The organism is Bacteroides sp. AM32-11AC (genome assembly GCF_003603515.1).
GTDB lineage: Bacteria > Bacteroidota > Bacteroidia > Bacteroidales > Bacteroidaceae > Bacteroides > Bacteroides uniformis.
The window spans coordinates 223,875-249,603 of sequence record NZ_QTNH01000001.1 but is presented as its reverse complement, the minus strand read 5'-3'; the positions used below and the strand labels follow the sequence as shown (position 1 = coordinate 249,603).

Here is a 25,729-nt window from a genome sequence, read left to right as displayed (position 1 = left end):
AAAGCAAAACTGTTACAAACTAAGGGCTGGATTTTATTGTTCTATTGGTAATTTGAGGTGACGATTGTGTCGTTGCCGTGATATTTTGAGTGTATGAAGAAGCATTATTTATTTTTCGTTTCGGTAGCCTATTCCTATCCTATACTTCGCCCGCTTCAGGACGAAATCAGGCGTAGAGGAGACGATGTTGCATGGTTTATCGAGCCAGACTGTCCGGTTCTGTTGAATCAAGATGAAAGGTGGCTTCAATCTGTTCAGGAAGTGATGGATTATCAGCCTATTGCTGTTTTTGCACCGGGTAATTATATTTATGATTTCTTCCCGGGAGTGAAAGTTTCCCTTTTCCATGGCTACCCCATCAATAAGCGTGGCGATGAAAAGGATGACCATTTTTCTGTTCGTGGATGGTTCGATGTCTATTGCACGCAAGGAGAAACGAGCACTCTTCCTTTCAAGGAACTTGAGAGGAAATACGGCTTCTTCAAGGTATACGAAACGGGCTGGTGCAAGGCGGATACTTTCGTGAAAGAACGTGCGCACACTCCTCATAATGCACGTCCGGTAGTTTTGTACTCTTCTACGTTTACAAAAAATATAACTTCTGCTCCTCATCTGTTTGATACCATCAAGAGACTGGTGCGCGAGAAGAACTGGGATTGGATTATTTCGTTCCATCCGAAATTCTCGGATATGGAAGTCCTCAAGAAATACAAGGAACTGGCTGCTTCCTGCCCCAATATTACTTTCCACGAGAGTGGACTTGTTGATGCCAAGCTGCTAAACAGTGCAGATGTACTGTTGTCCGATGCTTCGTCTGTGATTGTCGAGGCAATGATGTTGGACAAACCGGTTGTGACCTATTGCAACACCATGCCGGGAGCTCATTTGCTGAATGTCACTGACACGGATGCTGTAGAGGGAGCGATAGAAAAGGCCATTTCCCGTCCGGCGGAACTGATGGAACGGATGCGTGCTTATGTGCACAAGCATGAAGCCCATCTGGACGGTGAGTCCTCTTCACGGGTACTGGATGCCGTAAACAACTACATCTGGTATTTTCAAGGTAAGACCAGAACCAAGCCCTGGAATCTGGTGCGTAAGTTTAAATTGCGATGGCGGGTGGGTTATCCGTTGATGGCCACTTTGCGGTTATGGTAGGCGATAGATAATCTGTCGGCCTATTTTTTTGTTTTATAAAGTATGAAATCTGCATAAATTTTATGGATAATTCTCCTATGGTGAGTGTAATACTTCCCAATTATAATCATGTTGTTTATTTGAAAGAGAGGATTGAAAGCATCCTCAATCAAACCTATCAGAACTTTGAATTGATTCTGCTGGATGATTGTTCTGCGGACAATAGTTGTGATATTTTGAATGCCTATAAAGAACATCCAAAAGTTTCGGCATTAATGTTGAATGAAAAGAATACAGGCAATACTTTTCTTCAATGGGATAGGGGCATTCGCCTTGCTAAAGGAAAGTATGTTTGGATTGCAGAAAGTGATGACACTGCCGATATTCATTTTTTGGAGGCAACAGTTGCCGCATTGGAGTTGAATCCAAGTGCAATAATGTGCCTTACTGGTTCCATTCTGATAGATGGACAGGGACAAAGGATGAAACGTAAGAGCCGTGACCGTTGGAAAGAAACCGGAGAAGTGAAAACATTCGATGGCAAAGAATATGTAAAACATAATCTGTTATATAGGAATTATGTGTATAATGCCAGTATGGTGCTTTTCAAGAGGGAGGTTTACGATAAACTAGATAAGTCCTTTCAGCAACTTCGCTGTGCGGGTGATTGGCAGTTCTGGGTAGAAGTGGCACAGGAGGGGAAAGTTGTAGAGGTACGCCGGAAATTGAATTACTTCCGGCAACATACCAATAAAGTAACCAGCAGGTCTAAATATACAGGGGAAGGAATGTTCAATACGATAGATGTGATGTCGTATATGTTTTCTTGTACAGACGTTGGCTGGTATAGAAAATGCTTGGTGAGGGGAGAGTGTTATAGACTTATAGCGAAACTACCGGTTTCACCGGACATCCGTGCCCGTCTGTATGTTGAGGCAAGAGGGAAAATGGGGGTTCTGCCAGTACATTACTATCTGGAACGTATAAATAGGATATTAGCATTTGTGATTCCTTTTCTTCCTACTCATAGAAAAGATAAATTCAAATAAAGGTACATTATATAAAAGAGGATATAAGAATGCTGTCAATTATCATTTGCTCTATTTCACCGGAACGATTGCAAGAAATCAGCCAAAATATACATGCTACTATTGGAGTGGAACATGAGATTATCGCTATAGATAATCGGGAGAAGTGCTGGTCTATAGCTCGCGCTTATAATGAAGGTGCTCGGCAGGCTCGCTATCCTTATTTGTTTTTCGTCCATGAAGATGTGAAATTCCATTCGCAGGATTGGGGGACGGTTGTTGCTGAGAAGTTGGCGGAACCGAGTTGTGGAGTAATAGGTTTTGCAGGAACTAAAATAATGTTCGACTGCTATTCGGGATGGATGCAGCATCGTCGTTTTGCTTGTACTTCTTATTTACAAAAAAAAGGAAATGTGACGGCATTCACTGGGTTCAATGTGGTACAAGGAGAGTGGTTTGCGGAAGTTGTAGCAGTGGACGGTTTCGGAATGTTTGTCCGAAAAGAGGTATGGAAGGCATATCCTTTCGATGAAAAGATGCTGACTGGATTTCATTGCTATGATGTTGATTTCTCTTTACAGATAGCTGTAAGCAAACGATATAGGAATTATGTTTGTTGCTCACCGGAAGTTCAAGTGGAACATCTCTCGGAAGGTAATTATAATCGCAACTGGTGCCAAGATACGGTCAGGATGTATAATCGGAAATGGAATGTTATTTTGCCGATAAAGATAGATGACCTTTGTCTTACTAAAAGGGAGATGGAAAGATATAGAGAAAAGAGCTTTAATCGTTTCTTGCAAAAATCTTTTAAAGTTGATTTCCCTGAGAAGAAAGAAGTTTTGATGGCTTTTTTGTCTTATCCTTTTTCTTTAGAACATTTGTTGCATTGTATTTCGGGAGTATATAGATATTTAGTAGGGAAAGATTCTTAACTTTGTAAATTGATTATTGTCATCTGCTAAATAATTTAGATAAAATATAAACATATTGTATGGACGCATTAAATGAAAAGGGTATGGTGTCTGTTATTGTACCTTGTTATAATCAAGCCATTTATTTGCCCGAAGCCTTGAACTCTTTATTGGGTCAGACTTATCAGTGCTGGGAAGCGATAGTTGTGAATGACGGTTCGCCTGATGAAACAGAAAAAGTGGCATTGGAGTATACGTGGAAAGACTCAAGAATTAAATATGTATTCAAGGAAAACGGAGGATTGTCTTCTGCGAGAAATAAAGGTATAGAATTGGCTCAGGGAGAATTTATATTGCCGTTGGATGCAGATGACATTATACATCCGGAGTATATGGAAAAGGCGATGGAGGCATTCGAGGACAATCCATTCCTGAAACTGGTATTTTGTCGAGGAGTTTTTTTCGGAGTAAAAAATAAGGTTTGGAATTTGCGTTATGAAGGGTATGAGGAGTTGCTTCAGAGAAATCATATTTTTTGTTCTGCTTTTTTTAGGCGCAGTGATTGCATGGCCATTGGCGGCTATGATGAGAATATGCGGAAAGGACACGAGGATTGGGAGTTCTTTATCAGGTTGTTAGATGAAAATAGTCTTGTGTATCAGATACCCTCTCCACTCTTTTATTACCGTGTCAAGGAGCAATCTATGATAACTGCGGCAAAGCAGGCCGATGTATTTAATGAAACGGAGTTTTATATCTATTCAAAACACAGAACCCTTTATGCTTCCTTTTTTGGAGGCAGTGCATTGCACATCATTCGCGAACTGCTTTATCTGCGCAAGAAGCGCGAGGCGCATAGAAATAAATGGTATAGAAGATTTTTCCGTCAATATATAAAAGGACTTTTTCACAAATGAAACTATCTGTCATAACTATCAACTATAACAATGCTGAAGGACTGACCAAGACAATGGACAGTGTTTTCAGACAGCGCTTTTCTGACTTTGAATATATTGTCATAGATGGTGGCAGCACTGATGGCAGTAAGGACTTGATTGTGAACAATCAGGATAAAATTGCTTATTGGTGCTCTGAAAAAGATTCGGGCATATATAATGCCATGAATAAAGGCATCCGGGAGGCATCTGGAGAGTATTTACTTTTTTTGAATTCGGGTGATTTTCTTCATGACTTTGCTGTATTGGAGGACATTCATCCTTTTTTGTCGGACGAAGACATTGTTTACGGGGATTTGCTTTTTGTACACGGCGATGGAAAGGAGGATTTGTTTGTATACCCGGATGTCTTGAGCTTTGAATATTTTTTGGAACGCTCTTTGGGACATCCTGCTGCTTTTATAAAGAGAGCATTATTTGAGGGGTGCCTTTATACGGAGACGCTTAAGATTGTTTCTGATTGGGAATTCTTTGTGAAGAAGATAGTGCTTGAAAGCTGTTCTTATAGACATGTCGAGAGGGTGATAAGTATCTTTAATATGCAAGGCATCAGTTCTGTCTCTTTAAGTCTTTGTGAGGAGGAAAAGAAATATATCCTGCAGGGAATATTTCCTCCCATGATACTCGACTCTTTGCAGTTGGCTGCTTGCCTGAAAAAGCAGCCTTTGTTTGAACTTTTCCGTGAGATGAGCAAGACACACCGTTTCCAGAAGAGGGTAAAGCCTGTCCTGACCTTCTTGCTGAAATTGAACAACGCTTTCTCTATGCGGAAATGAATGGTCAGAAGACTGCTTTTGCTACTTTCCGGTAGACAAGTTCGGTTTGGCGGGTTGCCTTTTCCCAAGAGTAAAGTTTAATCCTTTCTTTGCCGGCAAGTATAAGTCTGGTGCGTTCAGCTTCGTCGTATATCACACTTTTGATAGCTTCTGCCATCGAAGAAACAGAGAATGGGTCGAAATATGCCGCTGCATTTTCGGCAATTTCAGGAAAGCAAGAGGCTTGGCTCAAGGCTACGGGGCAGTTGCAAGTGTAGGCTTCTAAAATAGGGATGCCGAAACCTTCATAATAAGATGGATATACAAATAGCAGAGCACGGTTGTATAATTCTTTCAGATGCTGGTCGTTGACCGAAATTTGCAGTGTATGCGGAGCGATGCCTATACGTGATATTAATTCTGATTCAGCCTTTGAAAACGGTTTGCCTGCACATATTAGATGTAGATGTGCATCTGTTTGATGAATTATACTGAAAGCTTCTGCTAATCGTTGGAAATTTTTGTAGGATGTCCGGTCACCAACAAACAAAATGTATCTTTGGGGAAGATGTAGATTAGGCTTGCTTATAGTGGATTGTAGACTACAACCGTGGTAGATAACGTCTATTTTTTGAGGGGATATGCCTAATGTTTCTATGATATCTTTCTTGGTATGTTCGCTAATGGCTATAATGTGATTGGCTTTTGTGATAATTTCTTTCTTCTGTTGAATAATGGATATGGAGTCTTGAAACAAGTCTGGATATTTTTCATAGGTCATGTCGTGTACGGTTATCACAAAAGGATTATTGCCTATTTGCTTAAGAAAAAGGGGATTGTAATATGTCGGATGATAGACAAATGGAGCGTGTTTCTGCATCAGCTTTAAGATTAGTTTGGCGTTGCTTTGATACAGTTTCTGTTGATGATACTTAAAGAACAAATGGGGGATGTAGATACCGTGCTTCTTGATTTTACTATTCAATAGATAATGATTTTCTGTATAGCGTACTGCAATATCGTAATTAAACTGTAAATTGGACATGATTTCACAGAAATAGCGAGAAATGCCGCCGAATTTCTGCTGGTCGAAAATTTGTGAATCATATACTATAAAGGGCTGCTCCATGCTTGTCTATATATTGTAATACGATGCAAAGGTAAAGGAAAGTTTTGAAGTTCTGTGATTGAAATGATTTTTATATCTTTTATATTGTGTATTTTTGTGCCCTTCAAAGTTATAGTGTATGGATAAAAAAGATATTGTAGTAGTAGTGCCTATTTATTTACCTGCTCTATCAGAGATGGAAGCGGTGTCGCTGAAACAGTGCTTGGATATTTTGTCTGATTACTCCATAGTGATTATTAAGCCTGAAAATCTGGATATTTCCAATATACAATCTCAATTTTTACTCCCTAAGGTAATATCTTTCCCAGACAGATGTTTCCAAGGTATTGAAGCTTATAATCGTTTAATGCTTGACGTGGCTTTTTATAGAACTTTTTCGAGCTATACTTATATGCTTGTTTATCAATTGGATGCTTATGCGTTTAAAGACGAATTGTTCTTTTGGGCTTCACTGGGGTATGATTATATTGGTGCGCCGTGGATGCCGCACCAAAGAAAATATTGGAGGTTTCCTACTCGTTTCGTCTGGTTTGTCCAGCGTTGCTTCTGGAGTATTTTCTATCCTAAGAATCTGCGCAGAATGAAGTATTGTTGGTTTCATGTTGGTAATGGTGGCTTTTCTTTAAGGAAAATCAGTAAGATGATAGCAGTTACAGAGCATTACAAAGCTATAATTGATAAGTGCATGGCAGACAGTAATTCTTTTTTCCCCGAAGATGTCTTTTTGCTTTTGAATACTCATGATAAAGAAGTTCATTTGAAACGTCCTTCTTACAAATTGGCTATGAAATTTGCAATTGAGCAAATTCCGGCATGGTCATATAGGGCAAATGGATGCCAGCTCCCTTTCGGCTGCCATAATTGGACGCATCCTGAGATGCTCCCTTTTTGGTCTCAATTCATAAAGCTCGGTTAAGGAGCATGACCGCATGATTTCTTCCGGTGTGGTTTGCTCTTTCCTTGGACCTTGTTTGGTGCTTGGTTTGAAAACAGTATGAATAAAGTAGTATTATTAACTATACGTGAATTCGATATAGCTGTACTATCAGCCATCACAGCCATCAGCTTCGTTCAAAACCTCTTTTGATTCATATCGAATTCACGTTAATATAGTGTTTCTGTTATGTCTTGGAGAATGGTTAGGGTTTGATTATATATCCGTCAATTCCGAAATATTGTTCACCCCATTTAGCTTTGGCATACTCTACGGTCGCATAGCTGTTGGTGTACCAAGTGTCTTTTGTGTGTGTGCTCTTGAGATGATGCAGTGGTACAGTATTGGGTTGCTCGTCAGCATATACATATCCATCTATTCCATAATACTGTTCATTCCATTTCTTTTTAGCATATTCAACATCAGCGTAACTGAAAGCATACCACGTGTCTTTGGTATGTATGCTTTTCAGGCGATGCATTGGTTTTGTATTGGGTGCAGGTTCTACTAATACAAATCCTAAAAAGTCAGTTAAATAATCACCGCTTACTTGATTTATATAGTTTACGTCATCTTGTGAAAAAACCCACCAGTTGTCTTTTGTGTGTGGACTTTTTATTTGAAACATTGGTTTTACCTCTATAATCGGACGAATTTTGCTTTTGATGTATTTTTCTGCAGCGTCTTTAATTTGCTGTTTTTTTATAGGGTCTTTGATGAATTCGTATATGGGGTATGTCTTATTGAAATTAATTTCTGTCAATACACAATGCGTTTTGTCAACAGACTGCTGCCATCCGCTAAGATTGAATGTGTGGTTGGTTGCTCCGTCGGATGTTATTGTGATTGTATGACCATCGTGCTGGCCGCCATACATGTTGACGTTGCATGACCAGTTACTATTTCTCCTTTGGTATTGTTCTACTTCGGTTGTAGTAGAACTTCCGGAGAAGGAGAGGTTAACCGTTTTAATGGCACCAGTGATGCCTCCTTTGGCAATTTTGGTTTTAGACTCTACTTTTAGATTGTCGGTGATAGTTGACTTATAGAATATAGAAAGGCGTCCACCTACATTGAAGTCGATAAGAATATGTGTTCCGAATTCTTCAATAATGGCATCAGGAGAGGCTGTAGAAAGTCTGCTCTTAAAGTATGGAGTGAGGTAGTCGGCCAAAACTGTGGGGTCAGCATAAAGTTGGTAGCGTTCTAATTGCTTGATTTGGTCGACCCGAATGTAGGTCTCTTTGGTCGTAATGGAAGTCTTATTGCTTGATTCTTTGTCAAAAGAGACATTTGCTGAAAGGCTATAGGGTACTTCCTTATTGGAGGTGTCTGTGCTGGTTGCCCCATCTTTTTTAGGATTGATTTTTGCAGCAACCGAACCACTAAAATTCGTTTTATTGATGATGTCTTTTACATAGTTCATGTAGTCTTCTCCAGCATAAAAGTTGTCTTTGATTTCACCTACATATTCCACTTTGTATAATTGGGGATTTTTCGCATAGAAACCTGCAATATCTAATACTTCGTTTTTTATGGATTGTCTGGCAAGATATTCTCCGGTTATATCATAACCGTAGCCTAATACTTGATATTGACCATCTCCCATTGACTTCGTTGTTGGCATTTGTTGGTCTTCTTGAACAAACTGCTCGTCAAAAGTGTTGGTGCAGCTAATGGCGAATATTCCCATTGTAATGATGGGAATAAAAAGAAAATGTTTTTTCTTCATAATTCTGGAAATTAATTTAGTTTGCCTTTTGAAAGGACTGGTTTAACGCGTATTCAGTCCTTTCAATCGGTTCGTTTTATAAATTGGTGATATATATCACTTCCTTGTCAGTTGGATGTTTCTATAGCGTGAAGCTGCCATATAGGAATGCTTCATCGGACTCTATTTGAATGGAGTAGTTGCCGCATGATTCTTCATCTAGGTTGATGCTGATATTTGTTGGAGCATCGTATGTTTCTGAATAGACGGTTTCACCGGTTGATTCATTGATGAGGAGGATGGTGACGGTGGGTAATACCTCGTTGAAGTCGACACATACCGTATTATTATATAGGTAGGCGTTGGCGGTTTGAATGATACTACGAGATATAGGGGTATCTCCTTTACTAGTCGGATTTTTTCTTTTTGCTTGGATTAGGGCGATTTCTGTAAAAGGATTGTTCTTTTTTTGTGCGTATGTCACAATATTGCTTAAAAAGAATGTCGCAATTAAGATAGACAATAGATTCTTCATCATTATACACTTTTTTGATTATTGATGCCGCAAAGGTCGGTTTAATACGGCAGGATAAGTGTATAATATTGTATAATTTCGGTGTATAATGGCGTATAATATTGTATAATTGTTGTACTTGCTAATGATTGTTATGATTGGCAAGATGATTGGAGATTCTTTTTTAAAGCTTCCTTAAGAGATATCTCTTTGTGTGCAAATCCCATTTTGTTTTCTAATATGCGGTCTGCCTTTTTGTAAATAGTATCCCGTTCGCAGCTCAATATATGGCAAAAATGGCTTATCGGGAGGTTTGTCAGGTACAGACAACATAAGTAGATTTCGTCTTCTGTCAGGTGATATTTTGATTGTAGTTCCCGGGCAATATTATTCCAACATTTGTTGGTTTCTGCAATTAGTTGTAGCCAGTCACCTTGATGCATTATTTCTGATTCTGCCTTTTCTTTATGAGAGCGGATGATTAGAGTCATCTTGTTGTATACCTCAGATTGTTCGAATAGAACAAGTCCTGCCTTATGCAGCATTTCTTTTTCGGTTTGGTTATTGGGCTTTTGTTTTCTTTTCTTATAGGATAGGATGATTACAGCTACAATGAGGGTTAATATGATTATTGATATACCTATGATACGATAATGGGTGTGTTTGCTGATTATGTTTTGCTTGTTGCTTGGCATCCCTTGTTCTGCGCAGACAATGGCATCGGGCTGTCTGGACTTCTGCATGCTGTCCAAATAGGCAGAGTAGTTGCGTTCCATCTCTAAGGAAGTAGCTAAGTCTCCTTGCTCTTTGGCTATGTCTGCCAGATACATGTAAGCCCCGGCTTTGGTGGCATAGTCTGTTGTGAAAAGGGATTTTTGTAGGTAGTAGCGGGCAGAATCATATTGCAATATTAGGTAATATGCGCTTCCAAGTAGTTCGAAAGCTTTGTAGCATGTTGTGCGGTCTTTCTGTACGCCAAGATTCTGTTTGGCGAATTCTATAGCTTTCTCTCCGTTTTCCATCCAGTTGTATAGTTGGCATAGTGAGGAGGACACATTTTCTTTTAATTGTATGTTGGACTGTTTTTGGACGATAGCGAGTGCCTTCAACATCATTTTTTCGGCTTCGGGATAGAATTCTTCTCCTTTTTCCATACAGATGACTCCTCGTCGTGACAGAACTTCTGCTTGAAGAACAGAGTCCTTTAGCTGAATACCTATTTGTTGTGCCAATTGATAGCTGGAATCGGCTTGTGTATTTAGGTTTTGTGAATAGTATAGATAACCTATATTCAGGTAGATAAGACTTAATAGACGTCTTTCTCCTGCTTTTTCAGCCAAGGGCTCTGCTATGAGGTATTGAGTCATAGATTCTGTTCTTCTCTGTGAATCCCGGTAGACGCAGCCGGAATAGTAATGGGCCCTTGCCCGCTTTTCTATGTCGTTTGTGCCGTTGTAGTAGGTCAGGGCCGATTGTATCAGGGAATCATTGGTTTGGATAATGTAGTTCTTATCTCTTGCTTCTGTCATTAATAGGCCATAATAAGCACTGTCAGCTTGGGTCTGCAGGCTGTTTGTCGGGAATGCTTCGAGCATAGATAGGGCAGTGTCCGGTTGCTGAACGATGAGCGAGTCAATTGTAATCAGGTACTTATTATAGTTCACTCGGGTATTGCAAGCAATGGACAGAAGTACGATTAGGACAGATAGGGTTGTGATAATAGCTTTTCTCATGTGGTGAACAAAGTTCTCAGTTAAGTCGGGTGCAAAGGTACATCTTTTTCATTATTTACTCATATAATTGCTTGGGCATATTGAAGTTTGAAGAAAATTGTGTGGAAGTTAGGAGTAAAGATGGAAAATAAATGAGCCGGCTATTATTAAGATGACAATGTATGAGTGTACATGGTGCTGGAGAAGTATGCAAGGACACAAAAGAAAGTAGAGAATGTGGGCATTTAGGCAGAAATAACCTGAAACCCTTTTCCATTCCCTCGTTTTCTTGTATCTTTGCGACCTCATAATTCACTTAACTACAAGCAATGAAGGAATTCCTACAACTGATGCGGCGCTTTGTGTCGCCTTACAAGAGATATATCGGTTGGGCAATCGTGCTCAATGTGCTGTCCGCTATATTCAATGTCTTTTCATTCACACTGCTCATTCCTATTCTCAATATCCTTTTCAAGACGGGGGAGAACACCCAAGTGTATCACTTCATGGAGTGGGGAAGCGGTAGCTTGAAGGAAGTGGCGGTGAACAATTTCTATTATTACGTCACTCAGATGATTGAGACACACGGGCCACAGATGACATTGCTGTTCATGGGGCTTTTCCTTGCTTTCATGACCATGTTGAAGACTTCCTGCTATTTCGGTTCTTCCGCCATTATGATTCCCCTTCGTACGGGAGTGGTACGCGATATCCGCGTGATGGTCTATTCCAAAGTGATGCACTTGCCGCTCGGCTTTTTCTCTGAAGAAAGGAAAGGGGACATCATTGCACGTATGAGCGGTGACGTAGGCGAAATTGAAAACTCCATTACCAGCTCACTGGATATGCTGCTCAAGAATCCTATCCTGATTCTGCTTTATTTTTCCACTCTGATTGTAACCAGCTGGCAGCTGACTCTGTTTACTGTCCTGGTATTGCCGGGTATGGGCTGGCTGATGGGAAAAGTCGGCAAGAAACTGAAGCGTAAGTCGTTGGAAGCCCAAGGAAAATGGAGTGATACCATGTCGCAATTGGAAGAGACGCTTGGCGGACTGCGTATAATCAAGGCTTTTATAGCAGAAGACAAGATGGTGGACCGTTTTAAGCAATGCAGCGACGAGCTGCGTGATGCAACCAACAAGGTAGCCATCCGTCAGTCGTTGGCACATCCGATGAGTGAATTCCTCGGTACGCTGCTCATTGTATTGGTACTGTGGTTCGGTGGTCTGCTTATTCTGGGCGACGGCACTTCCATGGAAGCATCAACGTTCATCTTCTATATGGTGATTCTGTACAGTATCATCAATCCGTTGAAAGACTTTGCAAAGGCAGGATACAACATTCCAAAGGGTCTGGCATCCATGGAACGTGTGGACAAAATACTGAAAGCCGAGAACCCCATTAAGGAACCGGTAAACCCGTTGCCGCTGCACGGGATGAATGACCGGATTGAATTTAAGGACCTCTCCTTCAGTTACGACGGCAAGCGCGAAGTGTTGAAGCACGTCAATCTGATGGTGCCCAAAGGACAAACCATTGCACTTGTCGGCCAGTCCGGCTCCGGCAAATCTACATTGGTGGATTTGCTGCCGCGCTATCACGATGTGCAGTTAGGTGAGATTACAATTGACGGTGTGAATATTAAGAATTTTCGCATCCACGACCTGCGTGCGTTGATAGGAAACGTGAACCAAGAGGCCATTCTGTTCAATGACACCTTCTTCAACAACATTGCCTTCGGTGTGGAAAATGCAACTATGGAGCAGGTGGTCGAAGCGGCAAAGATTGCCAATGCCCACGACTTCATCATGGAGACCGAACTCGGTTATCAGACCAACATTGGCGACCGTGGCGGCAAGCTTTCCGGCGGACAGCGCCAGCGTATCAGTATTGCCCGTGCCATCTTGAAGAATCCGCCTATCCTGATACTCGATGAGGCCACTTCAGCACTCGATACCGAAAGCGAACGACTGGTGCAGGAGGCTCTGGAGCGGCTAATGAAGACCCGTACCACGATTGCCATCGCCCACCGCCTTTCCACCATCAAGAATGCGGATGAGATTTGTGTACTCTATGAAGGTGAAATCGTGGAACGTGGTAAGCACGAGGAACTTCTCGAGAAGAACGGCTATTATAAGAGACTGAATGATATGCAGTCTCTCTCATAGCAATAAGATTCTGCGTACTTTGCTTCCACCCGCTTGTGCTAGGCTGTTATGACTAAATAGGAAGTTAATTTCCTGCAAACAGCCTATTAATTCTTCTTTCTCTTCTATATTTCTTACGCAGAATCTATGATGCAGGTGGGTGTTGACGGCTGCCGGCAGAGTGTTTCACGGCTGTTAGGCGATGATGAATAAAGGGCGTTCTTTTGCCTTTTACGCTTTTTTAATATCTGCTTGCTTCCATTCTATCACTAATTATCCTATTTTTGCAAAGAACACATACATAAACATTGCAAATGCCATGAAAAAATTATATCCAACGTTTACGACGACAGCTACTATGACTATCAGTCCAAGTACTCTTAATCATGTAATTCAATCGACCCCGATAATACTATAACTGTAAATATTTAATATTCGCCTACCATGAAAATAAAAGTTGGTTTGATAGGGTTCGGCAGAATGGGGCAAATGTATTGGGAGGAAATGCAGAAAAGCGGTCGATGGGACATCGCATATATCTGCGATACCGATCCGGCCTCCCGAGAATTGGCAAGAAACCTTTCCCCTTCATCCAGAATCATATCCGATGAACAAGAAATCTTTGATGACCAGAGTGTAGAAGCTGTTGGTCTTTTTGCATTGGCAAATTCCAGAAAAGAACAAATAGAGAAAGCTGTCCGGAGCAATAAGCATATCCTGACGGAGAAACCCATTGCCGATACCATTGATAAGGAATGGGAAATTGTGGACCTGATTGAAAAGTATGATCGCATTGCCGCTGTCAACCTTTATCTGCGGAACTCCTGGTATCACCAGGCTATGAAGCAGTTTATCGATGAAGGCGAGATTGGCGAACTGGCTATCTTGCGCATCTGCCACATGACTCCGGGATTGGCGCCGGGCGAGGGACACGAATATGAGGGTCCCGCCTACCACGACTGCGGCATGCACTACATAGACATTGCCCGCTGGTATGCCGACAGTGAATACAAGACCTGGCATGCCCAAGGCATGCGGATGTGGGACTACAAGGACCCTTGGTGGGTACAGTGCCACGGTACGTTCGAGAACGGCATCGCCTTCGATGTCACACAAGGCTTCGTCTACGGACAACTCTCCAGAAACCAGACTCATAATGCATATACGGACATTATCGGTACAAAAGGTATCGTGCGCATGACGCATGATTTCCGGACTGCCGTAGTGGAGCTTCATGGTGTGAACCGTACGCTTCGCCTGGAGAAGCCGTTTGGCGGGAAGAACCTGGATAAGCTATGCAATATTATGGCCGACTCCATCGAGAGCGGGAAACGCGATTCGAGATTGCCGCAGATGCGAGACTCGGCCATTGCTTCCCAATACGGATGGACCTTCCTGGAGGATGCGCGCCGCCACGACCTGCCCGGCATAGGCGACTTGCAGACGCTGGAGGAAATCAGGGAGCGCCGGAGGCATATGAAAGAAGGTTACGGACTGCTCCGTCCGAAGAAGACGGTAGTCTGATGCCTACTGTAATTAAGGATTGTTTTAAAACTCATTATATTAACCGATTTTAAAATCTAAAGAACCATGTCGAAATTTACAAGAAGAGAATTTCTTAAGACCGGAGGTTTAGCTTTGGCGGGTCTTACCATTGCTCCAAGCAGCATTTTGGGTAAGAGCCACGGACACGTGCCTCCCAGTGACCGTTTGAACATTGCTGCCGTAGGTATCGGCGGTATGGGACACACCAACATCAATCATGTGAAGGCTACGGAAAATATCGTGGCGCTTTGTGACGTAGACTGGCGCTACGCGAAAGGTGTGTTCGATGAGCTTCCCAATGCGAAGAAGTATTGGGACTATCGTAAGATGTACGATGAGATGGGCAAGGACATCGATGCCGTTATCATCGCTACTGCCGACCATACACATGCCATCATCACTGCTGATGCCATGACGATGGGCAAACACGTATATTGCCAGAAGCCGTTGACGCACTCTGTATACGAGTCCCGTCTGCTTACCCGCCTGGCTGCTTCTACGGGAGTAGTTACCCAGATGGGTAATCAGGGTTCCTCGGACGAGGGTACCGACCTGGTATGCGAGTGGATATGGAACGGCGAAATCGGTGACGTGACGAAGGTGGAATGTGCTACCGACCGTCCCATCTGGCCGCAAGGATTGAATGTTCCTGAAAAGGAAGACCGCATTCCCAAAACCTTGAACTGGGATTTGTTTACCGGTCCTGCCAAGATGAATCCATATAACGAAATCTATCATCCCTGGAACTGGCGCGGATGGTGGGATTATGGTACGGGTGCTTTGGGCGATATGGCTTGCCACATCCTGCACCAGCCATTCAGAGCTTTGAAGTTGCTGTATCCTACCAAGGTAGAAGGTTCGTCTACATTGTTGCTCAATGCCTGCGCTCCGCAAGCACAGCATGTGAAGCTGACTTTCCCCGCACGTGAGAATATGCCGAAGGTGGCTATGCCCGAAGTGGAAGTTCACTGGTATGATGGTGGCATGATGCCCGACCGTCCGAAAGGCTTCCCCGAAGGAAAGCAACTGATGCAGAGCGGTGGCGGTCTGACTATCTTCCACGGAACGAAGGATACGCTGATTTGCGGTTGCTACGGACAGAATCCGTGGTTGCTTTCTGGCCGTGTGCCCAATGCACCGAAGGTTTGCCGTCGTGTGCCGAAGGCTATGAGTGGCGGTCATGAAATGGACTGGGTACGTGCTTGTAAGGAAAGTGCTTCCAGCCGCGTAATGCCTAAGTCTGACTTCTCCGAAGCCGGACCAATGAACGAAATGGTGGCAATGGGTGTATTGGCCATCCGTCTGCAGGGCCTGAACAAGACACTGGAATGGGACGGAGCCAACATGCGCTTCACCAATATCGGCGACGACGAGACATTGCGTACAGTCATCAAGGACGGCTTCAAGATACACAACGGCCATCCGAGCTTCGACAAGACATGGACAGATCCGGTAAATGCCAAGGCTTTTGCAGAAGAGCTCATCAAGCATAACTACCGTGAAGGCTGGAAGTTGCCCGATATGCCCAGATAAACATTAAAAAGAGTATCGGAACCAGGTTCCGATGCTCATAAACGAATACTAATCATTTAATTTTTCAGATTATGAAGAAAATATATTATTCTTTGGCTTGTTGCCTTATCGGAGGTATGCTCGCCTCTTGCGGTGGCGGTGCAAAGAAATCGAACGCTACGGAGGAAGCTGCAGCTCCTACTACTACTGCGGTGTCTTATTCCAAGTCTCTGAAAGCGCCTGAAACGGACAGCTTGAACCTGCCGATTGATGCGGACGGTTATATCACTATCTTTGATGGAAAGAGCCTGGACGGATGGCGTGGATACGGTAAGGACAAAGTGCCTTCCAGATGGATTATTGAGGATGGTTGCCTCAAATTCTGTGGAACCGGTACCGGCGAAGGACAGACCGGTGAGGGCGGTGACTTGATTTTCGCCCATAAGTTCAAGAACTTTGAGCTGGAACTGGAATGGAAGATTTCCAAAGGTGGTAACTCCGGTATCTTCTATCTGGCTCAGGAAGTTACTTCAAAGGACAAGGACGGCAACGAAGTGTTGGAACCCATCTATATCTCTGCTCCCGAGTTCCAGGTGCTGGATAACGCCAATCATCCGGATGCCAAACTGGGTAAGGACAACAACCGTCAGGCTGCTTCCTTGTACGACATGATACCGGCTGTTCCGCAGAACGCCAAACCTTTCGGCGAATGGAACAAGGCAAAGATTATGGTATACAAAGGTACTGTAGTTCACGGACAGAACGATGAAAACGTACTGGAATATCACTTGTGGACTAAGCAATGGACTGAAATGTTGCAGGCAAGCAAGTTCAGCGAAGAGAAGTGGCCCTTGGCTTTCGAACTGTTGAATAACTGTGGCGGCGAAAACCACGAAGGCTTTATCGGTGTGCAGGATCATGGCGACGATGTTTGGTACCGCAACATCCGTGTAAAGGTTCTCGACTAATTCCTTCTAAAAAGATAGTACTATGAGAATCAAACATATGATGATTTTGTCAGCACTGTGCTTATCCATGATGGCCACAAGCTGCAGCAGCCACAGCACGGAAACGGCGCCGGAAACGACGAAAAAGGAAGTAGCCATCCAGCTCTATTCTGTAAGAGACTTGGTGAAGGACGGCAGTAACCTCGACCAGATTCTGAAGGATTTGGCTGATATGGGCTATACCAGTGTGGAGGCCGCCAACTACAATGACGGTAAGTTCTACGGCAAGACTCCCCAGGAGTTCAAACAGATGGTGGAAAAGAGCGGTATGACCGTGCTTTCTTCGCACACTACCCACGGGTTGTCGGACGAGGAACTGGCTTCGGGCGACTTTACGGAAGCCTTGAAATGGTGGGATCAGTGCATTGCTGCCCATAAGGAGGCCGGTATGGAGTATATCGTGACTCCGTATCTCTCCGTTCCCAAGACATTGAAAGACTTGCAGACCTACTGCGACTATTACAATGAAGTGGGCAAGCACTGCCAGGCTGCCGGTTTGAAATACGGTTACCACAATCATGCCCATGAATTCCAGAAAGTGGAAGACAAGGAGCTGATGCTGGACTACATGCTGCAACACACCAATCCCGAATATGTATTCTTCCAGATGGACGTTTACTGGGTAGTGCGCGGCCAGAACAGCCCGGTGGATTACTTCAACAAGTATCCCGGACGCTTCACCATGCTCCATATCAAGGATCACCGCGAGATTGGGCAGAGTGGTATGGTAGGTTATGATGCTATCTTCAAGAATACGGATACTGCTGGCGTGCGCCACATCGTAGCTGAGATTGAGAAATACAGCTGCCCCGTAGAAGAGAGTGTGAAGCAGAGTCTTGACTACTTGCTTGATGCTCCTTTCGTGAAGGCATCGTATAGCAAATAAAACATGATGGCGGCTATTCATTCATAAGCTCGGCCGCATCATTTTCTTGACGCGGGCACAACCGGATGAAGAATCCGGGGTGCCCGCGTTTTTTTACTTCCTTCCGAAGTCGGCCGGAATTTCCCCCCATTGCTTTGTCTCCCATTTTAGGATGCGGGTGGTGTAGGTGTTTTCGCGCAACCACTTCTCCGCACGTTCTATTAGGCAGAAAAGCTCTTCGGTCTTGGCGTCGCGCGGCAGTTTGGTTTTGCATTTTTTCTGTTTTATCCAGTTGATGGCGTTCACGCTGTCACTGTAGATGGGCATGTCGAAACCTTTCTGTTTCAACAAGGCAAGTCCGTGGACAATGGCGAGGAATTCGCCGATATTGTTGGTTCCATACATCGGCCCGAAGTGAAAGATTTCCTGACGGCTGGCGACGTGTACTCCCCGGTACTCCATGGCACCGGGATTTCCGCTGCAGGCGGCGTCTACGGCAAGGCTGTTTTCTGCGACGGCGGCAGGAAGGGGAGCGTCGGCGCCGGGAATAGTCTTGGCAGGAGAAGGGGCCGACCGCTTGATGTACGCGTACGGCGAAGAGGCAAAGGCTTTTTCCGCTTCCTCGCGTGATTCGAACGACTTGTATTTTGCTCCTTCGTAGCCTTTGGTCTGTAGTTGGCAGTCTGTCCAGGAAGTGTAGATACCCGGGCTGACTCCCGCCCATACGACGTAATATTTTTCTTTCTTCATAACTGCGGACAAAGGTAAAAAAGAAAATCCGAACAACTTAACTCTTTTATTTGTTTCTTTGTATGGCGGATATAAAATAAATAAGAGAAAACTCAATAAAAAAAGAAAGGACAAAAAATGAAGAGAACATTTGCAGAAGCCATGGCGCATCGCCGTAGTTATTACTCTATCGGCAGCGATTCGTCGGTGCTGGATGAAGAAATAGTACACATTATTCGTGAAGCCGTAAAGAATGTGCCGTCAGCTTTCAATTCACAGTCTACAAGAATTGTATTGCTGCTGGGCGACGAACATAAGAAATTGTGGAACATTGTGAAGGAAACCCTGAAAGCACGCATCTCTGCCGAGGCTTTTGCCAAGACGGAAGCCAAGATTGACGGCTGTTTTGCTAGCGGACACGGTACTGTGCTCTATTTTGAAGACACTTCTGTAGTCAAGAAGCTGCAGGAAGCATTCCCTTCCTATAAGGATAATTTCCCCACTTGGTCACAGCATACCTCCGCTATGCACCAGTTTGCCATCTGGACTATGCTGGAAGATATGGGGTTGGGCGCCTCCCTGCAACATTATAACCCCTTGATTGACGACGAGGTACGTCGCACCTGGAACCTGCCCGACGACTGGATGATGATTGCACAGATGCCCTTCGGTACACCCACCGGTGAACCGGGAGAAAAGGAATTCGAAGATTTAAGCAAGCGTATCAAAATTTTTCTCTGATACAGAGGCGTTTTCAGCTTGGAATTGCTACCTTTGCAGGAAACCTGTAACTCGTAGCAGATATGATACGTATTTTCTTGACCGGCTACATGGGAGCCGGTAAAACTACTTTAGGAAAGGCTTTTGCCCGCGAAATGAATGTGCCGTTCATTGATTTGGACTGGTACATCGAAGAACGTTTTCACAAATCAATCCGTGAATTGTTCACCGAGCGGGGAGAAGCCTCTTTTCGTGAATTGGAGCGAAACATGCTGCATGAAGTAGGGGAATTTGAGGATGTCGTGGTCTCTACCGGTGGCGGTACTCCTTGTTTTTTTGACAATATGGAGTATATGAACGGTTGCGGGCAGACGGTGTTTCTGGATGTACACCCCGATATTCTGTTCCGCCGGCTCCGGGTGGCGAAGCAGCAACGCCCCATCCTGCAAGGCAAGACGGACGAAGATTTGCGCACCTTCATTGTGGAGGCGCTGGATAAGCGTGAGCCTTTCTACTCGCAGGCCCGTTATCGCTTTGATGCCGGTTATCTGGAAAGCCGCAGCCAGATTAGCGAATCCGTGCAACGGTTACGCCAACTTTTAGGACTTTAATCCCTTGTAAATGTGTATTTTTCAGTCCGAGGAGCTGGATATATTAGATTTATGTGTATTTTTGTCGCCCCCTTTATAAGACACACTATAGTGGGAAAATAGTAAATTGTAAATAGTCTAATAGTAAATGTACTGATGAGAAAATGGCGTATTGAAGATTCAGAAGAGCTGTACAACGTAACTGGTTGGGGCACTTCGTACTTTGGTATCAATGACAAAGGTCATGTTGTGGTGACACCGCGTAAGGATGGGGTTGCCGTCGATTTAAAAGAGTTGGTGGACGAGTTGCAGTTGCGCGATGTAGCGGCTCCGGTATTGGTGCGTTTTCCCGATATTCTGGACAACCGCATCGAGAAGGTGTCCTGCTGCTTCAGACAGGCAGCCGACGAGTACGGGTATAAAGGAGAGAACTTTATTATCTATCCCATTAAAGTGAATCAGATGCGTCCCGTGGTAGAAGAGATGATTAACCATGGGAAGAAGTTCAATCTGGGGCTGGAAGCGGGTTCAAAGCCGGAGTTGCATGCTGTGATAGGGGTCAATACAGACCCGGGTTCCCTCGTGGTTTGTAACGGATATAAGGACGAGAGCTTCATTGAACTGGCACTGTTGGCACAGAAAATGGGCAAACGCATTTTTCTTGTTGTAGAGAAACTTAATGAGTTGAATCTTATTGCCAAGATGGCGAAGCAATTGAAGGTGAAACCTAATATCGGCATTCGCATTAAATTGGCTTCCAGTGGAAGTGGCAAATGGGAAGAAAGCGGAGGAGATGCCAGCAAGTTCGGACTGACATCCAGTGAACTGCTCGAAGCGCTGGACTTCTTGGAGAAAAAAGATATGAAGGACTGTCTGAAGCTGATACATTTCCATATCGGCAGTCAGATAACCAAGATACGCCGCATCAAGAATGCTTTGCGTGAAGCTTCGCAATTCTTTGTGCAGCTGAACAAGATGGGCTTCAACATCGAATTCGTGGATACTGGTGGCGGTATGGGAGTTGATTATGACGGTACACGCTCTTCAAGTAGCGAAAGCTCCGTCAACTATTCCATCCAGGAATATGTCAACGATGTGGTGTCGACTTTCGTTGATGTTGCCGACAAACACGGGTTCCCTCATCCCAATATCATTACCGAGACGGGACGCAGCCTGACTGCCCATCACTCCGTGCTTATCTTCGAAGTGCTGGAAACGGCTTCCCTGCCCGAAATGGACGACGACTGGGAACCGGGAGAGGATGCTCACGAACTGGTGAAGGAACTGTATGACATCTGGGATAATCTGAGCCAGCGCAGTATGCTGGAACCTTGGCACGATGCGCAGCAGATACGCGAAGAGGCACTCGACCTTTTCAGCCATGGCATCGTCGACCTGAATACGCGTGCACAAATAGAGAAACTCTACTGGAGTATCTGCCGCGAAATCAACTCCATTGCCAGCGGCATGAAGCACTGCCCCGAGGAATTCCGCAAGTTGAGCAAGCTGCTTGCCGACAAGTATTTCTGTAACTTCTCGCTGTTCCAGTCATTGCCCGATTCCTGGGCCATCGACCAGATGTTCCCCATCATGCCCATACAACGGCTGGATGAAAGACCCGACCGCGAGGCTACCTTGCAGGATATGACTTGCGACTCGGACGGCAAAATTGCCAATTTCGTCAGCTCGCGTGCCGATACGACGACCCTGCCGTTGCACTCGTTGCGCGACAAGGAGCACTATTATCTGGCGGTTTTCCTGGTCGGAGCTTATCAGGAGATTCTGGGAGATATGCACAATCTGTTTGGTGATACGAATGCCGTGCATGTGTCCGTCAATTCCAAAGGCTACACCATCGACCAGTTGATTGACGGCGAGACGGTGGCTGAGGTGTTGGACTACGTGCAATATAATCCTAAAAAACTGGTACGTACGCTGGAAACTTGGGTGACGCAGTCCGTCAAGGAAGGGCGTATCTCTGTGGAAGAAGGGAAGGAATTCTTGTCTAATTACCGTTCCGGACTGTACGGATATACTTATTTGGAATAAAATGGAGAAACTGACTGTAATAAAGGTGGGTGGCAAGATTGTAGAAGAGGAAGCCACCCTCTATAAGTTATTGGATGACTTTGCAGCCATCGAAGGCTACAAGGTCTTGGTACACGGAGGCGGACGCTCGGCCACGAAGCTCGCTGCCCAACTGGGTATTGAAAGTAAAATGGTGAATGGCCGCCGCATCACTGATGCCGAAACGCTGAAGGTGGTGACCATGGTGTATGGCGGACTGGTGAATAAGAATATCGTTGCCGGCTTGCAGGCGCGTGGTGTCAATGCACTGGGCTTGACGGGAGCCGATATGGATGTAATCCGTTCGGTAAAGCGTCCCGTGAAGGAGGTGGATTATGGGTTTGTGGGCGATGTGAAGCAGGTGAATGATGCTTTCTTGGCAGACCTCATTCATAAGGGTGTGGTTCCCGTGATGGCTCCGTTGACACACGATGGAGACGGGCACATGCTGAATACGAATGCCGACACTATTGCCGGAGAGACCGCCAAGGCTTTGGCGGGTTTGTTCGATGTAACTTTGGTGTTCTGCTTTGAGAAGAAAGGGGTGCTGCGTGACGAGAACGACGATGATAGCGTGATTCCACAGATAACGCCGGAGGAATTCAAGCAATATGTGGCAGATGGTGTGATTCAAGGTGGCATGATTCCAAAATTGGAGAACTCTTTCGAGGCGTTGGATGCCGGTGTATCCGAAGTCGTAATCACTTTAGCATCAGCCATCAACGGGAACGGTGGAACCCGTATTAGAAAATAATTCAAAAAAAACGGCAATAGGCTGTAACTTTCTGAATACTTAACCGTCAATTTATTAGAGATGCAAGAACTCAGCTTTCGCAATGACATTCTCCCGCTGAAGGATAAGCTCTTTCGGTTAGCCCTAAGAATTACGTTCGATAGGGCAGAGGCAGAGGATGTTGTGCAGGAAACGCTGATAAGGGTTTGGAACAAGCGTGACGAGTGGTCGCAGTTTGGTTCTATCGAGGCCTATTGCTTGACAGTGGCAAGGAATTTGGCAATAGACCGTAGCGAGCGAAAAGACTCCCGCACCGTGGAGTTGACCCTTGAAATGGAGCAGGCCTCCGATGCATCGAGCCCTTACGAAAAGCTGGTGAACAAGGAACGAATGACGTTGATACACCGGCTGATGAACAAGCTTCCCGAAAAACAACGGTTGATTATGCTGCTTAGGGATGTGGAAGGTAAGAGCTATAAAGAAATAGCAGCAGTCCTGAACTTGACCGAGGAGCAGGTAAAAGTGAACCTCTTCAGGGCGCGGCAAAAAGTGAAACAAACGTTTATTGATATAGAAGGTTATGGACTCTAAATATATAGAACAACTCTTGGAACGCTACTGGCAGTGCGAAACTTCTTTGGAAGAGGAGGCTGAATTGCGTGCTTTCTTTAGCGGAAGCGATGTGCCCAAGCACTTGCTTCGCTACAAGGATTTGTTCGTATATCAGCAGCTTCAGCAGGAAGTGCATCTGGGTGAGGATTTTGATGCCCGGGTGCTTGCCGAAGTGGAAGTTCCGGTGGTCAAGGCAAAGCGCCTGACATTGACTGCACGCTTCATGCCGCTGTTCAAAGCCGCCGCAGTAGTAGCAGTGGTCCTTTCGATGGGGAATGTGATGCAACATTCATTTTTCTCGGATGTAGAGGAGGTGGCCGCAGCCGATACTATCGGTAAACAGATTTCCGCACCGTCGGTAGCTCTCTCGGGAGATGTGGTCGTGTCTCATGAGAAGCAGGTAATGGACAGCCTGCGCCGGGTGGACAAGGAACTGGAAATCAAGGAATAGATATTTTCATTTGCTTTTAAAATAACATTTTCATTTGCTTTAAACATAATAGTTAGTGTGCTTTATTAAAACAACTTGAGGCTGTGAAGTTTCAATTCTCTCAAAATCTTATAAAAACTAACTAAAATAGAAGGGACGCTGCGTGATGCAGCGTCCCTTTATTGTTTTGCCTGCGAGTTATTATTTACAGTATATATAGTTTGGAATCTACTGTTTTTTTTCTCAACTTTACTCGCTCCAAATATATAATGGAGACCATGAGAAACATACTATATATCTGTATAATGCTTTTAGGCATTATGTGCTTCGTTGGCTGTAATGACCATAATGGCCACAAAATACTTTTGGCGCGGACCGATTCTTTGTTACAGAACCGTCCGGACAGTGCGCTAAAGTTGCTTAATTCCATAGAGAAGGATGTTGGATTTTCAGAAGCGGAATGGATGAAGTTCGTTTGGAACTGTGCGCAGGCCCGCTACCGTATGGGTATGTCATTGGTGGAAGATTCGCTGCTTCCCGGCGCGATACACTACTATCGTGAGCAGAAAGACTCTTCCCGTATGTTGGATAGTTACCTGCTTGAAGCCTCTTATTATAAATGGATGAAGCAGGAGGAGCGCATGGATGAAGCGATTGAGAATGGCTTGGACTATGCCATAGCCCGGAAAGACACCTTCTGGCTTCTTCTTTTTTATCGGGGAAAGGCAGAGGTGGCTTATCAGAGAAATGATCACTCCCAGGTGATAGAGCTGATGGAAAAGATATTGCAATACGCTGATAAACTGTCTGTCCGAGAACGTAGTTCCGTATTCTATAACTTAGGACTTAATATGGCGTTGATTAACCATCCTTCTTCTTCTGATTATTTTGAACGGAGCATCGATATGGCATTGGCGGCAGCCGATACGGCTTCGGCTTGTCACTATATGAGGAACTATGCCACAGCGCTTGCCAATAACCGCGAATACGTCAAATCCAATGACCTCCTGCGCCGTGTCAAACGTCTGATGCCGGCAGTGGGTAACCATGTGATGCTGCAAATTACCTTTGCCGAAAACTTTCTCAACCTTCATCAGCTTGATTCTGCCCGTTACTACTGGAACCAGGCATGGGCCAATGAACAGAATCACGGAGGAGATAAAGCCGAAGGCTTCTCCGTACGCAGTGCATTGGTACAGCTGAAAACCGTTCTGGACTATACTTCCGGTACACCTTTGGATATTATCACCTTCGGCAGGTTTGCCGACTCCGTCAGAGTTGAGATGAGGGACCAGAACAGGGTAATAGAGCAACAGCTGGAGACCAAGAACAATCTTCAGCGGTTGAACTACGAGCTGATAATCAAGCGGCAAAAGACGCGGATGTATTCTGTACTGGTTGCCGTTCTGCTTGTCGGGGTGCTGCTGTCCTTGAGTTTCTATATCCGCAACAGAAGGAAACGCCTTGCCGAAGCCGAAGAACGTATTGATACACTGACCCGTCTACTGGAAGATGCCCAGAAGGCATCGGATAACCAAGAGGAGAATAGCGACGCTTTCTTCAAGAAGTTGCTTCTGCAGCAGCTGGGTATCATACGGCTTGTTGCCAATACACCTACCTCACAGAACCAGGCATTGCTGAAACTTATCTCGGGCATCAGCAATAAGGAGATTCCGGTGGAAGGACTGCTTGCCTGGGCGGACCTTTATCCGGTAATCGATAGACTATACGACGGATTCTACTCCCGCATGGTGGAAAGATTCGGACAACTCTTATCCGATAAGGAAGTGCAGATATGCTGCTTGCTCTGTGCAGGTTTCTCCACCAAAGAAATCGGAGTGGTGACCCAACAGACAAGTGCGACCATCTACGTGCGTAAAACTTCCATCCGAAAGAAGATAAATGCAGGCGAAAAGCAGGATATTGTGGAGTGCATAAGAGTCATTTAGACCGGAAGAAGTCGGATTAAGACTTTTATAATA

23 protein-coding genes are annotated in these 25,729 nt (G+C 44.6%); 18 read left to right on the top strand and 5 right to left on the bottom strand.

Annotated features, from left to right (window positions below):
* The first annotated feature begins 93 nt into the window (after positions 1-93).
* The 5 genes from DW800_RS01010 (at position 94) to DW800_RS00990 (ending at position 4,811) form a co-directional block, all read left to right on the top strand.
* Positions 94-1,158 (top strand): CDP-glycerol glycerophosphotransferase family protein, encoded by a 1,065-nt coding sequence (locus DW800_RS01010; RefSeq protein ID WP_117680846.1) that lies wholly within the window; start codon positions 94-96, stop codon positions 1,156-1,158.
* Between the two features lie 62 nt (positions 1,159-1,220).
* Positions 1,221-2,186, top strand: a complete 966-nt coding sequence (locus DW800_RS01005) for a glycosyltransferase family 2 protein (RefSeq protein ID WP_016272069.1) — start codon at positions 1,221-1,223, stop codon at positions 2,184-2,186.
* Between the two features lie 29 nt (positions 2,187-2,215).
* Positions 2,216-3,100 (top strand): glycosyltransferase, encoded by an 885-nt coding sequence (locus tag DW800_RS01000; RefSeq protein WP_005833777.1) that lies wholly within the window; start codon positions 2,216-2,218, stop codon positions 3,098-3,100.
* Between the two features lie 59 nt (positions 3,101-3,159).
* The gene (locus tag DW800_RS00995) at positions 3,160-3,996 is read left to right on the top strand and encodes a glycosyltransferase family 2 protein (RefSeq protein WP_119957698.1); all 837 of its coding nucleotides are present in this window, start codon (positions 3,160-3,162) and stop codon (positions 3,994-3,996) included.
* Positions 3,993-4,811 (top strand): glycosyltransferase family 2 protein, encoded by an 819-nt coding sequence (locus tag DW800_RS00990; protein WP_119957697.1) that lies wholly within the window; start codon positions 3,993-3,995, stop codon positions 4,809-4,811. The genes DW800_RS00995 and DW800_RS00990 overlap by 4 nt, the downstream gene beginning before the upstream one ends.
* Before the next feature lie 4 nt (positions 4,812-4,815).
* On the opposite strand, the gene DW800_RS00985 is transcribed toward DW800_RS00990, so the two are convergent.
* Positions 4,816-5,919, bottom strand: coding sequence for a glycosyltransferase family 4 protein (locus DW800_RS00985; protein ID WP_119957696.1), 1,104 nt, complete (start codon positions 5,917-5,919; stop codon positions 4,816-4,818).
* Between the two features lie 118 nt (positions 5,920-6,037).
* On the opposite strand from DW800_RS00985, the gene DW800_RS00980 reads away from it, so the two are divergent.
* A complete protein-coding gene (locus tag DW800_RS00980) occupies positions 6,038-6,835 on the top strand; it encodes a DUF5672 family protein (RefSeq protein WP_005833769.1) in 798 nt (265 codons plus the stop codon).
* A 223-nt stretch (positions 6,836-7,058) separates the two neighbouring features.
* Here the strand turns inward: DW800_RS00980 and DW800_RS00975 are convergent, their stop codons facing one another.
* From DW800_RS00975 to DW800_RS00965, 3 genes are all read right to left on the bottom strand, one after another.
* Positions 7,059-8,585 (bottom strand): MAC/perforin domain-containing protein, encoded by a 1,527-nt coding sequence (locus DW800_RS00975; protein ID WP_005833767.1) that lies wholly within the window; start codon positions 8,583-8,585, stop codon positions 7,059-7,061.
* A gap of 121 nt (positions 8,586-8,706) precedes the next feature.
* Positions 8,707-9,048, bottom strand: coding sequence for a DUF3244 domain-containing protein (locus DW800_RS00970; protein ID WP_225982637.1), 342 nt, complete (start codon positions 9,046-9,048; stop codon positions 8,707-8,709).
* Between the two features lie 182 nt (positions 9,049-9,230).
* Positions 9,231-10,811, bottom strand: a complete 1,581-nt coding sequence (locus DW800_RS00965; RefSeq protein WP_117878279.1) for a tetratricopeptide repeat protein — start codon at positions 10,809-10,811, stop codon at positions 9,231-9,233.
* Between the two features lie 308 nt (positions 10,812-11,119).
* On the opposite strand from DW800_RS00965, the gene DW800_RS00960 reads away from it, so the two are divergent.
* The 5 genes from DW800_RS00960 (at position 11,120) to DW800_RS00940 (ending at position 17,887) form a co-directional block, all read left to right on the top strand.
* The gene (locus DW800_RS00960; protein ID WP_005825904.1) at positions 11,120-12,958 is read left to right on the top strand and encodes an ABC transporter ATP-binding protein; all 1,839 of its coding nucleotides are present in this window, start codon (positions 11,120-11,122) and stop codon (positions 12,956-12,958) included.
* A gap of 423 nt (positions 12,959-13,381) precedes the next feature.
* Positions 13,382-14,461, top strand: a complete 1,080-nt coding sequence (locus DW800_RS00955; protein WP_022401845.1) for a Gfo/Idh/MocA family protein — start codon at positions 13,382-13,384, stop codon at positions 14,459-14,461.
* A gap of 66 nt (positions 14,462-14,527) precedes the next feature.
* Positions 14,528-16,015 (top strand): Gfo/Idh/MocA family protein, encoded by a 1,488-nt coding sequence (locus DW800_RS00950; RefSeq protein WP_022401844.1) that lies wholly within the window; start codon positions 14,528-14,530, stop codon positions 16,013-16,015.
* 71 nt (positions 16,016-16,086) lie between these two features.
* On the top strand, positions 16,087-16,962 hold the full coding sequence (locus DW800_RS00945; RefSeq protein WP_005825897.1) for a DUF1080 domain-containing protein: 876 nt from the start codon (positions 16,087-16,089) through the stop codon (positions 16,960-16,962).
* Between the two features lie 22 nt (positions 16,963-16,984).
* Positions 16,985-17,887, top strand: coding sequence for a sugar phosphate isomerase/epimerase family protein (locus tag DW800_RS00940; RefSeq protein ID WP_005833753.1), 903 nt, complete (start codon positions 16,985-16,987; stop codon positions 17,885-17,887).
* Between the two features lie 93 nt (positions 17,888-17,980).
* Here DW800_RS00940 and DW800_RS00935 read toward each other — a convergent pair whose 3' ends face one another.
* Positions 17,981-18,616, bottom strand: coding sequence for a viroplasmin family protein (locus tag DW800_RS00935; RefSeq protein ID WP_005833751.1), 636 nt, complete (start codon positions 18,614-18,616; stop codon positions 17,981-17,983).
* A 117-nt stretch (positions 18,617-18,733) separates the two neighbouring features.
* Here DW800_RS00935 and DW800_RS00930 point away from each other — a divergent pair, with 117 nt between their 5' ends.
* The 7 genes from DW800_RS00930 to DW800_RS00900 all read left to right on the top strand — a co-directional run bounded on the left by DW800_RS00930 (position 18,734) and on the right by DW800_RS00900 (position 25,696).
* Positions 18,734-19,336, top strand: coding sequence for a nitroreductase family protein (locus DW800_RS00930; RefSeq protein ID WP_009037386.1), 603 nt, complete (start codon positions 18,734-18,736; stop codon positions 19,334-19,336).
* 62 nt (positions 19,337-19,398) lie between these two features.
* The gene (locus DW800_RS00925) at positions 19,399-19,926 is read left to right on the top strand and encodes a shikimate kinase (RefSeq protein ID WP_005825881.1); all 528 of its coding nucleotides are present in this window, start codon (positions 19,399-19,401) and stop codon (positions 19,924-19,926) included.
* Between the two features lie 135 nt (positions 19,927-20,061).
* Positions 20,062-21,954: a biosynthetic arginine decarboxylase gene (gene speA, locus DW800_RS00920; RefSeq protein ID WP_005825878.1), complete on the top strand. Its 1,893-nt coding sequence runs from the start codon at positions 20,062-20,064 to the stop codon at positions 21,952-21,954.
* Between the two features lies 1 nt (position 21,955).
* Complete coding sequence (gene argB, locus DW800_RS00915) at positions 21,956-22,726, top strand: acetylglutamate kinase (protein WP_016272057.1); 771 nt, start codon at positions 21,956-21,958, stop codon at positions 22,724-22,726.
* 60 nt (positions 22,727-22,786) lie between these two features.
* Entirely contained in the window at positions 22,787-23,296 is a 510-nt protein-coding gene (locus DW800_RS00910) for an RNA polymerase sigma factor (RefSeq protein ID WP_008662032.1), read from the top strand.
* Complete coding sequence (locus DW800_RS00905) at positions 23,286-23,768, top strand: hypothetical protein (protein WP_016272056.1); 483 nt, start codon at positions 23,286-23,288, stop codon at positions 23,766-23,768. Before DW800_RS00910 ends, DW800_RS00905 begins: the two co-directional genes overlap by 11 nt.
* Before the next feature lie 248 nt (positions 23,769-24,016).
* Entirely contained in the window at positions 24,017-25,696 is a 1,680-nt protein-coding gene (locus DW800_RS00900; protein ID WP_057097448.1) for a LuxR C-terminal-related transcriptional regulator, read from the top strand.
* Positions 25,697-25,729 lie beyond the last annotated feature (33 nt).

Coding starts and splice junctions, on each gene's coding strand:
- DW800_RS01005 (WP_016272069.1), top strand. CDS start 1,221: ATGGATAATTCTCCTATGGTGAGTGTAATACTTCCCAATTATAATCAT.
- DW800_RS00985 (WP_119957696.1), bottom strand. CDS start 5,919: ATGGAGCAGCCCTTTATAGTATATGATTCACAAATTTTCGACCAGCAG.
- DW800_RS00910 (WP_008662032.1), top strand. CDS start 22,787: ATGCAAGAACTCAGCTTTCGCAATGACATTCTCCCGCTGAAGGATAAG.
- DW800_RS00930 (WP_009037386.1), top strand. CDS start 18,734: ATGAAGAGAACATTTGCAGAAGCCATGGCGCATCGCCGTAGTTATTAC.
- DW800_RS00965 (WP_117878279.1), bottom strand. CDS start 10,811: ATGAGAAAAGCTATTATCACAACCCTATCTGTCCTAATCGTACTTCTG.
- DW800_RS00935 (WP_005833751.1), bottom strand. CDS start 18,616: ATGAAGAAAGAAAAATATTACGTCGTATGGGCGGGAGTCAGCCCGGGT.
- DW800_RS00960 (WP_005825904.1), top strand. CDS start 11,120: ATGAAGGAATTCCTACAACTGATGCGGCGCTTTGTGTCGCCTTACAAG.
- DW800_RS00975 (WP_005833767.1), bottom strand. CDS start 8,585: ATGAAGAAAAAACATTTTCTTTTTATTCCCATCATTACAATGGGAATA.
- DW800_RS00905 (WP_016272056.1), top strand. CDS start 23,286: ATGGACTCTAAATATATAGAACAACTCTTGGAACGCTACTGGCAGTGC.
- DW800_RS01010 (WP_117680846.1), top strand. CDS start 94: ATGAAGAAGCATTATTTATTTTTCGTTTCGGTAGCCTATTCCTATCCT.
- DW800_RS00980 (WP_005833769.1), top strand. CDS start 6,038: ATGGATAAAAAAGATATTGTAGTAGTAGTGCCTATTTATTTACCTGCT.
- DW800_RS00940 (WP_005833753.1), top strand. CDS start 16,985: ATGAGAATCAAACATATGATGATTTTGTCAGCACTGTGCTTATCCATG.
- DW800_RS00925 (WP_005825881.1), top strand. CDS start 19,399: ATGATACGTATTTTCTTGACCGGCTACATGGGAGCCGGTAAAACTACT.
- DW800_RS00945 (WP_005825897.1), top strand. CDS start 16,087: ATGAAGAAAATATATTATTCTTTGGCTTGTTGCCTTATCGGAGGTATG.
- speA (WP_005825878.1), top strand. CDS start 20,062: ATGAGAAAATGGCGTATTGAAGATTCAGAAGAGCTGTACAACGTAACT.
- argB (WP_016272057.1), top strand. CDS start 21,956: ATGGAGAAACTGACTGTAATAAAGGTGGGTGGCAAGATTGTAGAAGAG.
- DW800_RS00990 (WP_119957697.1), top strand. CDS start 3,993: ATGAAACTATCTGTCATAACTATCAACTATAACAATGCTGAAGGACTG.
- DW800_RS00900 (WP_057097448.1), top strand. CDS start 24,017: ATGGAGACCATGAGAAACATACTATATATCTGTATAATGCTTTTAGGC.
- DW800_RS00950 (WP_022401844.1), top strand. CDS start 14,528: ATGTCGAAATTTACAAGAAGAGAATTTCTTAAGACCGGAGGTTTAGCT.
- DW800_RS00955 (WP_022401845.1), top strand. CDS start 13,382: ATGAAAATAAAAGTTGGTTTGATAGGGTTCGGCAGAATGGGGCAAATG.
- DW800_RS01000 (WP_005833777.1), top strand. CDS start 2,216: ATGCTGTCAATTATCATTTGCTCTATTTCACCGGAACGATTGCAAGAA.
- DW800_RS00995 (WP_119957698.1), top strand. CDS start 3,160: ATGGACGCATTAAATGAAAAGGGTATGGTGTCTGTTATTGTACCTTGT.